Raw genomic sequence first — 14,135 nt, 5'->3', positions numbered from 1 at the left:
CGGCGGGATCCGCTGGACGGCTACGCCGACGTGCGCGGCCCACCGCCATCTGGCTGTCGCTCTTCGCGAGATGCCGGCCCTGCCGATCTAGGGACGCCGGGCGAGCACCTGGAGCACCGGCCACTGGCGCTGCGGACGCTGCTAGAGCCGCCGGTCGATCATGCCCTGGATCCGGGAGATCGGGATCCACTCGATCCGGTCGGCCTCGTGGGTGTCCACCGGCGGTGCGACGTAGGTGGCACCGTGGGCGAGGAACACGTGGTGCTCGGCGTTGCTCATGCCGCCGATGGGCTGGACATAGGCAAGGGCCTCGACCTCGTCCACCTGCCAGCCGGTCTCCTCGAACACCTCGCGGACCGCTGCGGCCTCGAGGGATTCCCCGTCCTCGACGATGCCGCTGGGAATCTCCCAGCTCCAGGTGCCCGTCGCGAAGCGGTGCCGCCACATCATCAGCACCTCGTCCCGGTCGTTGACCACGACGACGGCCGCGACCGGCGCGAATCGCACCAGGTGGTGCTCGTACCGGGCCCTTCCGCGCGGCTCGACGTCGACCAGGTCGAGCCGCACCCACGCGCTGGTGTAGACGGGACGGCTGCCGTGGACGGTCCACTCACTGCTCACTCGCACCTCATGGTCTCGGTGGGGCGGCTCAGCTCGCCGCAGCGTTGAACTTGGCGATCAGGTCCGGGAGTTCCGCCAGCGAGTCGATCCGGAACGTCGCCTGCCCGGCGGCCGGGTCGTGCTGCTGGATCCAGCCCCACGGGCCGCGCCGGATCAACGCCGTCCGCATCCCGGCCGCCCGGGCGGGGAGCACGTCGTTGTCGAGCCGGTCACCGACGTAGAGGATCTCGTGCGACTCGGCGGGCACCGCCTCGGCGACGCGCTCGAAGAAGGCGGGGTCCGGCTTGCTCGCGCCCCAGTCGTCGGAGGTGCCGATCAGGTCGACATCGTCCGTGAACAGCCGACGAAGGATCGCCCCGGCCCGCACGGTCTGGTTGCCGGCGATCGCCAACCACAGGCCCTCCGCCCGGAGTTGAGCGAACGCGCCCCGGACGTCCGGGTAGAGGTCCTCCTCACCGAAGGTCTCCGCCCGGCCGACGGCCACCCGCTTCTCGCGCTCCTCGGAGAGGTCGAAGCCGGGGGCGAAGACCTGGAACGTCTCCCGGTAGTCCCGGCCCTGCGCGATCACCGCGCCGAGCTGGGCCACGAACGTGTGCCTCGGCACGCCCAACCAGTCGGCCCAGGTACCGTACTCCCGGGTCTCGTCGACCAGGCACTCCCCGACGTCGAACACCACAGCCTTGATCATCACAACCGCAGCCTAATGCGACCAGAACACCCCCCGGGCATCCTCTCCCCCGATGACCTGCCACCCCTGCACACCACCGCACTCCCCGCGGGCCGGGCGCACCTGGAGGACCACCGCGTGACCGTCGAACTCCGCCACCACACAACCCTGGCCCCCGACGCCCGGCAGGATCTGCTGGACGTCTACGCCGACGTGCGCGCCCCGCTGCTGCACCTGCCGAACTACCGCGTCGACGTGTTCGCCGAACGCCTCGACCGGCACGCCGCCGAACCGGGCTTCGTCCTCGCCCTCGGCTACGACGGCGAACTGCCGGTCGGCTACGCCTACGGCAACACCATCGCGTCCGGCGACCGGTACTGGAAGCGCATGACCGAGCCCCTCCCCCACGGATACACCGACACCCCGGCCCTGGCCATCAAGGAGATCGGCGTCCGCACCCCCTGGCGCGGCAGCGGAACCGCCCGCCGCATCCACGACGCACTGCTGGCCGGCCGCCCCGAAAGCCGTGTCACGCTGCTGGTGAACCCGCTCGCCGGAGACGGGAAAGTCCAACGCCTCTACGAGGCCTGGGGCTACCAGGCGTTCAACGCCCAACAGCCCGCGCCGGACTCGCCCCGGCTGACCGCGATGATCCGTCCGACCCACTGACCCTGCCAGGGGAACCGTCATCGGGGTCCCCGCCAGGGCCACTACACAACTGCACACACGCCGCATCGCGCCGGACCATCGACCTATTGTCTCGGCCCCGCCTGCGCGAGGCGGCGGGGCCGGGGAGAGCATGGCGCAGCTACAACACCCCTGTTGCCGTACGAGGTTGGCCGAATCTGAAGGAGGAAACGGCATGGCGATCGAGGCGGAGCTCAAGGCGGTCGTACGCGACCCCGAGCGTGTCCTCGCACGGCTGGAGGAGCAGTACGGGGCCGGCCGGGCCGAGGTCTACCGCGACACCTACTACGACGCGCCGGACGGCAGTCTGACGGGCGCCGACCGTGAGCTCCGGGTCCGCACCGTGCACGGGCCCGACGACACCGTCACCCTGCTCACGTACAAGGGCGCCCGGGTGGACGAGGCGTCCGGGTCGAAGTGGGAGGCCGAGACGCGGGTGGAGGACGCCGAGGCGGTGCACGAGATCATCCGCGGCCTCGGCTTCACCCCGCGCATCCGGTTCGAGAAGCGGTGCCGCAACCACGCCTTCGAGCGCGACGGCCGACGGTTCCTCGCCACCCTCGTCCGCGTCCCGGAACTCGACGCGACGTTCATCGAGGTCGAGACCGCTGCCGCAGCCGAGGACGGCCTCGCAGCGGCGCTCGACACCGTGCGGGCCGTGCTGGCCGATCTCGGGATCGGTGACGACGACCTGACGACGGAGCTGTACACGGACGCGGTGGCCGCGGCTCGCACCTGACGGGTCGAGGACTGTGGGAGAAAGGGCATGACATGCGGACGGCCCCGACTGCGGAGGTGGCAGGCCATGCCCAGGCGTGACTACGAGGACGACCCGAACGCCCCCGAGGCGAACTCGCTGGTCCCGGCCGCGTCCGTGGTCGTGGTCGACGACGCCGGACGCGTCCTGCTCCAGCGCCGCACCGACAACGGGATGTGGGCGCTGCCCGGCGGCCGGATGGACATCGGCGAGTCGATCGCCGGCTGCGGCATCCGCGAGACGCGCGAGGAGACCGGCATCGACGTCGAGATCACCGGGATCGTCGGCACCTACACCGACCCGGGCCACGTCCTCGCCTACGACGACGGCGAAGTCCGCCAGGAGTTCTCCGTCTGCCTCCTCGGACGCCCGGTCGGCGGGGAGCTGCGGGTGTCCGACGAGTCCCACGAGGTCGCGTGGTTCACCCCGGCCGAGACGGACAGGCTGGCGATGGTGCCGAGCATCCGCAAGCGGCTGACGGACTGGCGCTCCGGGGCGATCCCCGTGGTGCGCTAGCCACCCCTCCCTGTCCTTCCTCGGCGTAGAAAGCGGAACACCATCCCATGCCCGACCAGGAACGCGTCATCCGGATCCGCCGCCCCTACCTCGACCTGATCGCCGCCGGCACCAAGACCATCGAGGTACGCGTCGGCTACCCCAGCATGCGCAGGATCCGTCCGGGACAGACCCTCGTCTTCGAATCCGGCGACACCCACTGCCGCACCCACGTCACCAGCGTCACGGAGTACCCGAGCTTCGACGCCATGCTCGACACCGAGGACCCGGCGGCGATCGGCTCCGAGGGGATGAGCCGGACCGAACTCCTCACCGCCTGCCGCGAGATCTACCCACCCGAGAAGGAGCAGCTCGGCGTCCTCGCGATCCACCTCCGACTCACCCCGTAACCAGGAGCCAGCCTCACCCGCGCAGGAAGTCGACCCCGCCGACTTCCTGCGCGGGAGCCAGGAGCGAGCGGTGTGGGGCGGCCCGATCCGACAGCACGACGATCAGCTCCGGACGGAGTCTCTGTCCAAGGTGGCTTCGCTCGACGTGATCCGCGCTGCACCGACGCCAGCTGGCACAGGTCCGGGTACGGCAACAACGGGGCACCTGCGTCGAGGTGGCGCCCGGATTCCCCGACGTGAGGCCCGTTCGCGATTCCAAGGACCCGAACGGACCGGCCCTGATCTTTGCCGCCAAGGCCTGGGAACCGTTCGTCACCGCTCTCCGCAGTGACGAGTTCGGCGAGGTCTGAACCAAGGATCTCCCCGGTCGGCCAGATGCTCGGCGGCCGGGGCCGGCCACGGAGCGGATCAGCTGCACCGTTCTGCTGCACGCCGCCGCCGGTGGACGCAACGGCGTTGAAGTCCTAGTTGTATTCGAACCAGGTCAGGATGGCCTTCACCCGGCGGTTGTCCTCGCCGGAGGGCATGCCGAGTTTCAGGAAGACGTTCCCCACGTGTTTGGCCACGGCGGCGCCCGAGAGGAACAGTTCTGCCTCGATCTCCGCGTTGGAGCGGCCTTCGGCCATGAGGGCGAGCACCTCCTGTTCGCGGGCCGTGAGCCGGGCGAGCGGGCCCCGCGGCGGGTCGGCGCGGGTGACGTGGCGGACCACCTCGGGGTCGATCACCACTCCGCCGCCGGCGACCGTCTCGACGGCCCGCAGGAAGTCCGCCACTCTGCCCACCTTCTCCTTGAGCAGGTAGCCGACCGCCCCGTCGGCGCCCGGGCCGTTCAGGAGTTCGCGCACGTACGGGCCCGTGACGTAGGCGGAGAGGACCAGGACCGGCAGGTCCTTGTGCCGCGACCGAATGTCGATCGCGGCCCGGAGTCCGTCGTCGGTGTTCCCGGGCGGCATGCGGACATCCGTGATCACCAGGTCGGGGGCGGCTCCGGCGGCGGCGAGGTCGTCGACAGCGGCGACCAGTTCGTCGGCGTCCTCGCATTCGCGGATCACGTCGTGGGCACTGGAAACCAGGATCTCCCGGATTCCGGCGCGTATCAGCCAGACTGTCGTCCGCCAGGATGATTCTCACAATCGATTTCCCATCGCTTTCCCTGTCGAATTCCGTCACCACGGGGGTTGGGCCGGGGCGGATGCCACGACCTCCGTTCCGCCGCCCGGCGGGCTGGTGATTTCGAGGTTCCCACCGACGCTTCGCATCCGCTCACGCAGCCCGGAGAGCCCGGATCCGGTGCTGATCCGCGCGCCGCCGGCGCCGTCGTCGCCCACCCGGACGCGGACGCCGCCCTCGGTGCACCGCATGTCGATCCGGGCGCTCCCGACGCCCGCGTGCTTGGCGATGTTCGTCAGGGCCTCGGAGACCGTGAAGTACACGGCCGCGGCGATCGGCGAGGAGAGCCAGGCGTCCGTACCGGTGCTGGTCAGTTCGACCCGCAACGGTGATCTGGCCACCAGTTCCCGGACGGCGGCGACGAGGCCGAGATCGCTCAGTTCGCTGGGGTGGATGTCGCGCACCGTCTCCCTCAGCCGTTCGAGCGCGCGCTCCGCCTGGGCCTGGGCCTGGCGGGCCAGTTGGACGATCCGTTCCTGCTCGGTGGCCGTCGCCGCGGCTTCCAGGATTCCCAGGCGCATGACGAGGGCGACGAGTTCCTGCTGGGCGCCGTCGTGCAGGTCACGCTCGATGCGCCGGCGCTCGTTCTCGAAGGCCGCCGTCAGCGAGGCCCGGCTGGTGCGGAGTTCCTCCAGTTTCGCGAGCAGGTCGGGGTTCCGGCTCCCCGAGAAGGCCCGCAGGAGCAGGTCGCGGAGCAGGGAGACGCCGGTCAGCGCGCCCACGGTGACCGCACCGAGGGCGATTCCCGCGGGCACCGCCACGAGGGTTTCCCACAGGGCGGCCGGGGTGAACGGGCCGACTTCCGCGGCGATGCCGAAACCCCAGAGGACGGGGGAGAACACCAGCGCCAGGGCGCCGAGGAATCCGAAGAAGCCCACCAGCAGCGAGAGCGCGGACAGGAGCGCGGCGGTGACGAACACGGGCAGGTCGGTCCTCCACACCGACCGTGCCCGCAGCCGGCCGGCCACCCACCGCGGCCAGCTGCGGTCGGCGGGCCGCAGCGGCATCGTCCGGACTCCGCACCACTGCGCCCTGGAGCGGTCCAGTTCGGCCACCACCGGAACCGATACCGGCGCGGCGAGAACGGAAATCAGGAGAATCGGAAAGGCGGCCGCTGCGACGAATTCGGTCAGCAGCCTCCGGGCAACACGAATCTGCGCCATGATCGACATTTTCGCACGGTTCGGACCGGTCGGGCGGTAGATCCAAGTCTACCTCCGATAGCAGTGCAGGCTCCCGTGCACTCCACTGCCCGGCCCTGTTTTCCTTGATTCATGCCATTTCCCACTGCCGCTCCCGTGCCGTGCATTCGTTTGCGCGGCCTTCGGACGGAATTCCCCATTCCCGGCCGCCGGGGCGAGACGACGCGCGTCCTGCACGACATCGACCTGAAGATTCCCGAAGGCCGGCTGACCGCCGTCGTCGGCCCCTCCGGTTCGGGCAAGTCGACGCTCCTGCTCTGCACGGCCGGGCTGGAGCGGGCGACCGCGGGGTCCGTCGAGATCCTCGGGACGGACGTCCGCTCGCTCAGCCCCCGCAAGCAGGCCGCGTTCCGCAGCGAGAACATCGGCTTCGTCTTCCAGGAGTACAACCTCGTCAGCTCGCTGACGGTCGAGGACAACATCGCCCTGCCGGCGCGGCTCGCCGGCCGCCGGGTGCCCCGGGCGCGGGTCGAGGACGCCATGGCGCGGCTCGGCATCGCCAAGCACGCGCGGCGACGCCCCGACCGCCTCTCCGGTGGCGAGCGCCAGCGCGTCGCGGTGGCCCGGGTGGTGGCGAACCAGCCGCGGATCGTCTTCGCCGACGAGCCGACGGGTGCGCTCGACCTCAAGTCGGGTCATGTGGTGCTCGACTGGCTGCAGGCGCTTCCCGCGCAGGGGAGCACGGTGCTCATGGTCACCCACGACCCCCACGCCGCCGCGCGGGCCGATCAGGTCGTGGTGATGGGGTCCGGGCGGGTACACGCCGTCATCCCCGGTGGCGACTCCCGCGCGGTGGGCGACGCCGTCCTCGCGGCGCAGTCGGCGGACGAGGCGGGCGGGGAGGAGTCGTGATCCGGCTCGTGCTGTCGGACATCCGCCTGCAGGCGTCGATGTGGTGGTGGACGCTCCTGTGCGCCACGGTCGGCGCGGCGTGCTCGGCGGGCTCGGCCATCGCGATGTTCACCGCCGTCTCGGCGGCGCGGGCGGCGGGTGACGCACGGATGGTCTCCGCGTCGATCGCCCTCGGCGGCAACATCGTCTTCTTCACCGTGCTCGCCGCCGTGGGCGTCGTCGCCTCCGCGGTCGGCCTGACGCTGACGACCCAGCGGCGCGAGCACGCCCTGTGGGTGATCCTCGGGATTCCGCGCCACCGGGTCAGGTTCGTCCTGCGGACGCAGACGGTGGTGCTGGGCGCGGTGGCCGGCGCGCTGGCCGCACCGCTCGCCCTGCTGGTCGCTGGTGTCGCCCTCGCGCAGTGGAAGGGGACGGGCCTCGAACTGCACGGGGCCTCGGCCGGGTTCCGGTTCTGGTACGTCGGCGTGAGCGTGCTGTTCGGACTGGTTCCGTGCCTGCTCGGCGGCTGGGGCGTCACCCGGCGGGCCGCCAGGACGCCGGAGATGCGCGCCTTCCGGGACTTCTCCGACCCCCCGGCGCGGCCGGGCGTCGCCCGCGCTGCCCTCGCCCTGTGCCTGCTCGCCGGCGTGGTCGGGATGTGGATCCCCGGCCTGGGCCTCGAACTCGAGGGCGGGCTCGCCCAGCGGACGGCCTTCGCGTTCGCCGGGAACCTCTTCCTCCTCTGCCTGCTGCTGCTGATGGGGCCGTGGGTGCTCACCCCGCTGATGAGGCTCTGGACGGCGCTGGTGCCCTCGCGCGGCGTCGCCTGGCACCTGGCCGTGCAGTCGTGCCGGGCCCGCGCGACGAGGAGCGTCACCACGGTGCTGCCCTTCGCGCTCTCCCTGTCGTTCGTCGGCCTCTTCATGGTGATGGGGAAGGTCATGCCCGGAGGCAACGCCGGGCTGGACGACATCCTGGTCGTGCTGGGCTGGGTCTTCGTCGTGTCCTGGGTCGGGGGCCTCGCCGTGATCGCCCTCGTCGGGCGGGAACGCGCCCGCGACTGCGCCGTCGTGACGGTGGCCGGTGCGCGGCCGGGCGTGGTCACCCGGTCGATGGTCTACGAGGGGGCGATCTACGCGGGGACGGCGATCGTCTTCGGCGCGCTGTTCGTCGCCGTGTCGAGCCTCACCACCGCCCTCGGAGCCCGGACCGACGCCGTCCGGGTCCTGGCGGGCCTCCCCTGGGCCACGCTCGGGGCGCTCGCCGCCGCGACGCTGGTCACCACCTGCCTCGCGCTGGTCCTGCAGGCGGCCCGGGTGTCGCGCACGGTCGCGGTCCGGGCGCTGCGCTCGTGAACCGGGCACTGCGCTCGTGAACCGGGGCGCGGGAACCCGCACCACCCTGCCCGTTCATGCTCGTTGACGAAGGAAGAACCCGATGGAACCGACCACCCGCACGCTTCTCGCCCTCGGCGGAGCCGCCCTCCTCGGCCTCGCCGCCACGGCCTGCACCACGGACGGCGCCTCGGCCGACGCGACCGTGGAATCGAAGTCCTTCGACTTCGCCGGCGGCAGCCTGACCGTCGACTCCGGTTCCGCCGACCTCGCGCTGGTGGCCGCCGACATCGAGGACGTTCAGGTGGAACGACGGGTCAGCGGCACGAAGGTCGGCGGGGAGGTGGGGTCCGGCTGGCAGCTCGAAGGGGGCACGCTCACACTCTCGCTGGACTGCACGGGGATCTCGGTGGGCTGCGGCGCGAAGTACACCGTGAAGGTGCCGCGCGCCGTCGCCGTCACCGCCGAGAGCGGCAAGGGGCGCATCGAGGCCACCGGCTTCACCGCGGACTTCTCGGCCCGGACCGCCGGCGGCGACGTCCGGCTGTCGGACCTCCACGGAGCCAAGCTGGCCCTGCAAGGCGGCGACGGAAGCATCAAGGGCGACGGGATCTCCGCCCGGTCCGTCAGCGTCACCTCGCGCAACGGCACCGTCGCCCTGCGCCTGGCCGCCGTGCCCGACCTGGTCGACGTGCAGAGCAGGGACGGCGACGTCGAGCTGGGCCTGCCGGACTCGACGTACGCGGTCCGCACGGCCGCGAAGAAGGGCGACGTCACCGTGAACGTCGCGAAGGACGAGGCGAGCGGCCGTTCCGTGGCCGTCCGGACCCGCAACGGCAGCATCGCCATCGGCAAGGGCGGGAAGCCCTGACCGCCGCGCGGCAACCAGGCCGGAAGCCTTCGATCGAGCGCGAAAGCCGAACAGGAAAGTCGAACAGGAAAGAACGAATGCCAAGCAACTCCCTCTCCGGAATCAAGGCCCCTCGGGTACGGCGGCGTACCGCCCTGGCGCTCGCCGCTTCGATGACGGCCGCCGTGGCGATGACGGCGTGCTCCCACGACTCCACGGACGACTCGGCCTCTCCCGCACCGGGTGCCGCACGGGTGAGCGCCGACCTGCAGAAGCTCATGAGCACCGCGCCGTGGTCGTCGGGCCAGTGGGGCCTGCAGGTCGCCGACCTGCAGACCGGGAAGGTCGTCCAGTCCAAGGGCGCCGATTCCCAGTTCATGACCGGTTCGACGGCCAAGACCTTCGCGGTCGGTGCCGCGCTCGACGTCCTGGGTGACGACCATCGCTTCCGTACGCCCGTGGTGCACTCGGGTACGGTCTCCGCGGACGGGCAGCTCTCCGGCGACCTCATCCTGGTCGGGAACGGCGATCTGGCACTCGGCGGGCGGACCACCGCGTCAGGCGGACTGGACGTCCCCGACTTCGACCACTACGACGCCAACGCCGTCCCCGGCATGGCGACCATCACCGCAGAGGACCCGCTGGCGGGCGTCAACGAGCTGGCCCGACAGGTCGCGGCCAGCGGAGTCCGCCACGTCGACGGCGACGTGGTGATCGACAACCGACTCTGGGATCCGGTGTCGATCGGCGGGCTGCCGGTCACCCCGACCATCGTCAACGACAACCTGATCGACGTGCTCATCACGCCGGGCGCACCCGGCGAGCCGGCCAAGGTCGACTGGCGCCCGAAGACGGCCGCCTTCGGCGTCGACGCGCAGGTGACGACCACACCCGCCGGAAGCAAGCCGGCGGTGACGACCGAAAGCGTGAGCCCTGGTCACATCCGGGTCCGGGGTTCCGTGCCCGCGGACGCGAAGGCCCCCTTCGTGACGACCTACCAGGTCCCCGACCCGGCGGCGTTCGCCCGCACCGTCCTCATCGAGGCCCTCGCCAGGAACGGCGTCAGCGTGTCCGCCCCCTCGCTGGGAGCGAACCCCGACAGCAGGCTCCCCCCGTCGGCGGAAGTGAACTCGCTGCCCGTATCGGCGACCTACACCTCTCCGCCCTTCAAGGAGTACGCGAAGCTGATCAACAAGGTCAGCCACAACCTCGGGGCGAACCTTCTGCCGCCGCTGATGGCGGCACACAACGGGCAACGAACCTATGCGGACGGCATGAAGACCGAGAAGGAGTTCCTCGCCCGCTCGGGTGTGGACCCGAACTCGGTGAGCCTCGTCGACGCCCAGGGCCTCCCCGGCGACAAGGCGACGCCGACCGCCCAGGTGGCGCTGCTGCGGCACCTGGCACGACAGGACGACTTCGACGTCTTCTACGACTCCATGCCGAACATGGGCGTCGACGGCTCGCTCGCCGACGTCATCGACCGCACCGACCCCGCCGCAGGACACATCCGCGCGAAGACCGGCACCCTGGTCAGCCCCTACCAGGGCAAGCTGGCTCTCGGCACGAAGGCGCTCGCAGGCTACATCGATGCGAAGGACGGCCACCGCTACGCCTTCGCGATCTACGTGAACAACATCCCGGTGCCCAGCGACTCCGTGAGCGATGCCATCGACCTCGCGCTCAAGGCCAACAAGCAACTGGGAGCGATGGCCGCCACCATCTACAAGTCGCCCAAGGCGTGAAGGCCATCCTGACCTGGTTCGAAGACGACCAGGACTCCAACGCCGTCGCGTCTACCGGCGGCGGCGTGCTGCAGGTCCGTCCTCCATGACCTTGCCATCGGTTGTCGATCTTCGCGAGATGCCGGACCTGTCGGTCCAGGGCCACCGGGCGAGCGCCTGGGGCACCGGCCACTGGCGCTGCGGACGCTGCTAGAGCCGACGGTCGGTCATGCCCTGGGTCCGGGAGGCCAGGATCCGTACGACGAGGCGACGGCCTGGTCCCGGCGAGCCCACGCGCTCGCTGCGTGACGCTACAGCTCGGGCAACCGGTCAACGGGGGCGGGGGATCGCCGCTCTTCCAGTCAGTAGAGGTAGATCCGCAGGTCAGTTGCCAGGCCACCGGCGATGTAGAGCTCAAAGTCGCGGACGGCAGCGGCTACGCCCTGGCCTGCCCGGACATCGCTCTCCTCCCATGTGCTCCGTTGATCGGAGAGGTACTGCACGACCTGGCCGCGGTCACGCCACCACTCCCGGACCGTTTGCGGTGTCCATCGCGAGTCGCCATCGCAGCCGTACCCGAGGAACGGGTCGTTGTCTGCCGCCTCGACCAGCAGGGCCGTGTCCGCAGGCGTTCTGGGCTGGCGGTAGACGTACTCGCTGAGGTATCTGCCTCCGTAGAGAACGTGAGCGGGTGCCGAAAGCCGTCCCGTCCAGCAGGTATCGGTCTCCCCGCCGTAGAAGGGCCCGGGAACGTTGAGCCACAGTCGGTCTTCCCAACGGCCTCGGAAGGCGTCACGGTCCTTGCCGAGGATGGCCATCGGGTCGAAGTAGAGCGTCATCAGCCGAGACTAGGGCATCCGTTCGAGCTCGACGACGGGAGGGCGACTTCCCGGTCCCCCGGGCTCGCCTCGGCCGCGGTCGGCGCTGTGTCAGGACGAGAGACCGGGCGCACGAAAACCGGCTGCCCTCGAACCGGCGTCTGCTCCATGATCCCGGGGCGGGAGTCCGAGCTGCCGTCTCAGCCCTTCAACGACCAGGAGCCCGTATGTCGGTCGAGCTCGACATCCCGGAATTCCCCCAAGAGGAGCCTCCCGGCGAGATCACCTGCCGGCAGAAGCCCTGGAACGGTGTCCTCGTCAGGGTGGACCGGATCCCCTTCAAGGCCGGAGACAAGCTCACCTTCGACGTCACGGTCTGCAGCGACTTCCAAGGGCAGACCCCGGCCGCGGCAGTCCAGGGCGTCGTGAACATCGCCGCTGACACCGCCACGGTCGACTACGCCATCCCATGGGACGGCGTCCTCAACGCCGTCACCGAAGGTTCCATCATGGTCTTCTACACCCTCACTCCCGCCGACGGCAGCAAGCCAACGACCTCTGAGGGCGCCATAGTCCGGTACTCCCGCCGGCAGCCCGGTGGCGCCGTCTGCGGCCCGGACAGCTGAACGACCTCCAGCCGGCACGCCGGTGGGCGTTCCACAGCCAGGGCGTTGGCCTCGGCCGCGCAGGAAGTCGGCGGGGCCGACTTCCCGCGCGGGGTGGGTACCGGGGGGCGGGTCATGTCGGGTGGATGAGGCGGGTTTCGTAGGCGAGGACCACGGCCTGGATGCGGTCGCGGAGTTCGAGCTTGTGGAGGATGCGGCCCAGGTGGGACTTCACGGTGGCCTCCGCGAGGTGCAGGGTGGCGGCGATCTCGGTGTTGGACAGGCCGCGGCCGACCTGGACGAGTACCTCGCGTTCGCGGGTGCTGAGCCGGTTCAGCCGCTCGTCGTGGTCGGGGTCGCGGCCGTCGGGGATGTGCGGGCGGAGGTTGTCCAGGAGGCGGCGGGTGATCCGCGGGGAGAGTACGGCGTCGCCGGCGGCGACGTTGCGGATCGCGGTGAGGAGTTCCTCGGGGCGGGCGTTCTTCAGCAGGAAGCCGGAGGCTCCGGCGTTGAGCCCGGCGAAGGCGTACTCGTCCAGGTCGAAGGTGGTGAGGATGAGCACTCTGCTCTGCGGCGAGGCCGCGATGAGCTGCCCGGTCGCCTCGATGCCGTCGGTTCCGGGCATCCGGACGTCCATGAGGACGACGTCGGGGCGCAGTTCGCGGGCGAGGCGTACGGCCTGGGCGCCGTCGGCGGCTTCGCCGACCGGTGCCATGTCGGGCTGGGCTTCCAGGACGGTGCCGAAGGCCATCCGGAGGAGTGCTTCGTCGTCGGCGATCAGGATGCGGATCGTCATGCGGGCGGCGCTCCGGCGCTGTCGAGGTGGAGGCGGGTGTGGACCCGCCAGCCGCCGTCGGGAAGCGGTCCGGCGTGCAGTGTGCCCCCGTAGGCGGCCGAGCGTTCGCGCATGCCGGGGATGCCGTGGCCGGGCGGCACGACGACGGAAGCGGCAGCGGTGGCGGTGGCGGGCTGGGGCGGGTGGGGGCCGGTGTCGGTGACGTCCACGGTGACGGTCGCGGTCGCGCAGTGGATGCGGACCGTCGCGCGGGTGCCGACGGGCGTGTGCTTGAGGGTGTTGGTCAAGGCTTCCTGTACCAGGCGGTAGACGGTGAGTTGGGCGGTGGCGGGGATGTGGGCGTGGCCGCCGTGGACGTCGAGGCCGGTGGGCAGCCCGGCGGCGCCCATCTGGTCGGCGAGGGCGGCCAGTTGGGCGATGCCGGGCAGCGGGTGGCGCCGCGCGTCCGGTTCGTCGGTGCGCAGGACGCCCAGCGAGCGGCGCATGTCGGTCAGGGCCTGCCGGCCGGTCTCGGAGATCTGGAGCATCGCGGTGGTGGCCTTGTCGGGCGACCGGTGCTGGGCGTAGACGGCGGCGTCGGTGAGCGCGACCATGACGGACAGGTTGTGGGTGACGATGTCGTGCATCTCCCGGGTGATGCGGGTCCGTTCCTCGGCGGCGGCCAGTCGCGCCTGCTGTTCCTGTTCGTGTTCCAGGCGTGCGGCCCGCTCCTCCAGGGCGGCGAGGTAGGCGCGCGTGGTGCGCACGTTCACGCCGAGGACGGCGGCGGCGACGGCCAGGGCGGTGACCGCGACGAAGGGGGTCAGGAACGCGCCGTCCGTCGACCAGCGCAGGCAGGCCAGCAGGGCCCCCGCCTCCACGGCGGCGCCGGCGACGAGCGTGCCGCGCCGGCCCGAGGTCGCTGCCACCGTGTAGAGGGCCACCAACAGGGCGACGTCGGCGGGCAGTTGGACATCGGCCAGCCACTGGACGAGGGCCGCGGCCGCCACGGCGGCGAACACCGTGCGCGGGGCCCGGCGCCGCCACAGCAGGGGCAGGGTGAGGGCGGCGGTGAGGGCCGCGGCCACCGGCAGCTCGTGCGGTGCGCGGGTGGTCGCGACGTTGAGGAGCAGGAGCGTCGCCAGCAGGGCGTCCCACGCCGTGGGCGGCAGCCGGGAGCGCCAGC

The 14,135-nt window shown here is 71.2% G+C and carries 17 protein-coding genes; 10 read left to right on the top strand and 7 right to left on the bottom strand.

Annotated elements, in window-relative coordinates; genetic code table 11:
• Positions 1 to 141 precede the first annotated feature (141 nt).
• Both AE652_RS20605 and AE652_RS20600 read right to left on the bottom strand, forming a co-directional pair.
• Positions 142 to 621 (bottom strand): NUDIX hydrolase, encoded by a 480-nt coding sequence (locus tag AE652_RS20605; protein ID WP_049653657.1) that lies wholly within the window; start codon positions 619 to 621, stop codon positions 142 to 144.
• A gap of 28 nt (positions 622 to 649) precedes the next feature.
• On the bottom strand, positions 650 to 1,309 hold the full coding sequence (locus AE652_RS20600) for an HAD family hydrolase (RefSeq protein ID WP_049653656.1): 660 nt from the start codon (positions 1,307 to 1,309) through the stop codon (positions 650 to 652).
• 117 nt (positions 1,310 to 1,426) lie between these two features.
• Here AE652_RS20600 and AE652_RS20595 point away from each other — a divergent pair, with 117 nt between their 5' ends.
• The 5 genes from AE652_RS20595 (at position 1,427) to AE652_RS48335 (ending at position 3,987) form a co-directional block, all read left to right on the top strand.
• On the top strand, positions 1,427 to 1,957 hold the full coding sequence (locus tag AE652_RS20595; RefSeq protein ID WP_049653654.1) for a hypothetical protein: 531 nt from the start codon (positions 1,427 to 1,429) through the stop codon (positions 1,955 to 1,957).
• Between the two features lie 193 nt (positions 1,958 to 2,150).
• Positions 2,151 to 2,714, top strand: coding sequence for a class IV adenylate cyclase (gene cyaB / locus AE652_RS20590; RefSeq protein ID WP_049653653.1), 564 nt, complete (start codon positions 2,151 to 2,153; stop codon positions 2,712 to 2,714).
• A gap of 66 nt (positions 2,715 to 2,780) precedes the next feature.
• The gene (locus AE652_RS20585; protein WP_049653651.1) at positions 2,781 to 3,248 is read left to right on the top strand and encodes an NUDIX hydrolase; all 468 of its coding nucleotides are present in this window, start codon (positions 2,781 to 2,783) and stop codon (positions 3,246 to 3,248) included.
• A 47-nt stretch (positions 3,249 to 3,295) separates the two neighbouring features.
• The gene (locus tag AE652_RS20580; protein ID WP_049653649.1) at positions 3,296 to 3,637 is read left to right on the top strand and encodes an ASCH domain-containing protein; all 342 of its coding nucleotides are present in this window, start codon (positions 3,296 to 3,298) and stop codon (positions 3,635 to 3,637) included.
• 215 nt (positions 3,638 to 3,852) lie between these two features.
• On the top strand, positions 3,853 to 3,987 hold the full coding sequence (locus AE652_RS48335) for a DUF397 domain-containing protein (RefSeq protein WP_369808312.1): 135 nt from the start codon (positions 3,853 to 3,855) through the stop codon (positions 3,985 to 3,987).
• Between the two features lie 114 nt (positions 3,988 to 4,101).
• Here the strand turns inward: AE652_RS48335 and AE652_RS20570 are convergent, their stop codons facing one another.
• On the bottom strand, positions 4,102 to 4,689 hold the full coding sequence (locus AE652_RS20570; protein WP_369808311.1) for a LuxR C-terminal-related transcriptional regulator: 588 nt from the start codon (positions 4,687 to 4,689) through the stop codon (positions 4,102 to 4,104).
• Between the two features lie 114 nt (positions 4,690 to 4,803).
• Positions 4,804 to 5,862 carry a sensor histidine kinase gene (locus AE652_RS20565; protein WP_234348458.1) on the bottom strand — a complete coding sequence of 353 codons (1,059 nt, stop codon included), beginning with the start codon at positions 5,860 to 5,862 and terminating at the stop codon, positions 4,804 to 4,806.
• Positions 5,863 to 6,120: 258 nt separating this feature from the next.
• On the opposite strand from AE652_RS20565, the gene AE652_RS20560 reads away from it, so the two are divergent.
• The 4 genes from AE652_RS20560 (at position 6,121) to dacB (ending at position 10,772) form a co-directional block, all read left to right on the top strand.
• The gene (locus AE652_RS20560; protein WP_082345857.1) at positions 6,121 to 6,861 is read left to right on the top strand and encodes an ABC transporter ATP-binding protein; all 741 of its coding nucleotides are present in this window, start codon (positions 6,121 to 6,123) and stop codon (positions 6,859 to 6,861) included.
• Positions 6,858 to 8,198 (top strand): FtsX-like permease family protein, encoded by a 1,341-nt coding sequence (locus AE652_RS20555; protein ID WP_049653644.1) that lies wholly within the window; start codon positions 6,858 to 6,860, stop codon positions 8,196 to 8,198. Before AE652_RS20560 ends, AE652_RS20555 begins: the two co-directional genes overlap by 4 nt.
• An 82-nt stretch (positions 8,199 to 8,280) precedes the next feature.
• Positions 8,281 to 9,048: a DUF4097 family beta strand repeat-containing protein gene (locus AE652_RS20550; RefSeq protein ID WP_049653643.1), complete on the top strand. Its 768-nt coding sequence runs from the start codon at positions 8,281 to 8,283 to the stop codon at positions 9,046 to 9,048.
• 77 nt (positions 9,049 to 9,125) lie between these two features.
• Positions 9,126 to 10,772, top strand: coding sequence for a D-alanyl-D-alanine carboxypeptidase/D-alanyl-D-alanine-endopeptidase (dacB, locus tag AE652_RS20545; protein WP_082345856.1), 1,647 nt, complete (start codon positions 9,126 to 9,128; stop codon positions 10,770 to 10,772).
• A gap of 341 nt (positions 10,773 to 11,113) precedes the next feature.
• On the opposite strand, the gene AE652_RS20540 is transcribed toward dacB, so the two are convergent.
• Positions 11,114 to 11,590, bottom strand: a complete 477-nt coding sequence (locus tag AE652_RS20540; RefSeq protein ID WP_049653640.1) for a hypothetical protein — start codon at positions 11,588 to 11,590, stop codon at positions 11,114 to 11,116.
• A gap of 206 nt (positions 11,591 to 11,796) precedes the next feature.
• Here AE652_RS20540 and AE652_RS20535 point away from each other — a divergent pair, with 206 nt between their 5' ends.
• Positions 11,797 to 12,195: a hypothetical protein gene (locus AE652_RS20535; RefSeq protein WP_049653638.1), complete on the top strand. Its 399-nt coding sequence runs from the start codon at positions 11,797 to 11,799 to the stop codon at positions 12,193 to 12,195.
• Between the two features lie 112 nt (positions 12,196 to 12,307).
• Here AE652_RS20535 and AE652_RS20530 read toward each other — a convergent pair whose 3' ends face one another.
• Together AE652_RS20530 and AE652_RS20525 are read right to left on the bottom strand one after the other, a co-directional pair.
• Positions 12,308 to 12,970 (bottom strand): response regulator transcription factor, encoded by a 663-nt coding sequence (locus AE652_RS20530; RefSeq protein WP_049653637.1) that lies wholly within the window; start codon positions 12,968 to 12,970, stop codon positions 12,308 to 12,310.
• Positions 12,967 to 14,135 (bottom strand): sensor histidine kinase (locus tag AE652_RS20525; RefSeq protein ID WP_049653636.1); only part of this gene is annotated, 1,169 nt, incomplete at its 5' end. The genes AE652_RS20530 and AE652_RS20525, both read right to left, overlap by 4 nt.

It is taken from the genome of Kitasatospora sp. MY 5-36 (assembly GCF_001182915.1).
Taxonomy (GTDB): domain Bacteria; phylum Actinomycetota; class Actinomycetes; order Streptomycetales; family Streptomycetaceae; genus Kitasatospora.
The sequence above is the reverse complement of the archived record's forward strand: the minus strand, read 5'-3'. Positions and strand labels throughout refer to the sequence as shown.

What these genes read in the sequence shown, in the direction of transcription:
- AE652_RS20600 (WP_049653656.1), bottom strand. Translation starts at nt 1,309, where the DNA reads ATGATCAAGGCTGTGGTGTTCGACGTCGGGGAGTGCCTGGTCGACGAG.
- cyaB (WP_049653653.1), top strand. Translation starts at nt 2,151, where the DNA reads ATGGCGATCGAGGCGGAGCTCAAGGCGGTCGTACGCGACCCCGAGCGT.
- AE652_RS20585 (WP_049653651.1), top strand. Translation starts at nt 2,781, where the DNA reads ATGCCCAGGCGTGACTACGAGGACGACCCGAACGCCCCCGAGGCGAAC.
- AE652_RS20580 (WP_049653649.1), top strand. Translation starts at nt 3,296, where the DNA reads ATGCCCGACCAGGAACGCGTCATCCGGATCCGCCGCCCCTACCTCGAC.
- AE652_RS20550 (WP_049653643.1), top strand. Translation starts at nt 8,281, where the DNA reads ATGGAACCGACCACCCGCACGCTTCTCGCCCTCGGCGGAGCCGCCCTC.
- dacB (WP_082345856.1), top strand. Translation starts at nt 9,126, where the DNA reads ATGCCAAGCAACTCCCTCTCCGGAATCAAGGCCCCTCGGGTACGGCGG.
- AE652_RS20540 (WP_049653640.1), bottom strand. Translation starts at nt 11,590, where the DNA reads ATGACGCTCTACTTCGACCCGATGGCCATCCTCGGCAAGGACCGTGAC.
- AE652_RS20535 (WP_049653638.1), top strand. Translation starts at nt 11,797, where the DNA reads ATGTCGGTCGAGCTCGACATCCCGGAATTCCCCCAAGAGGAGCCTCCC.
- AE652_RS20530 (WP_049653637.1), bottom strand. Translation starts at nt 12,970, where the DNA reads ATGACGATCCGCATCCTGATCGCCGACGACGAAGCACTCCTCCGGATG.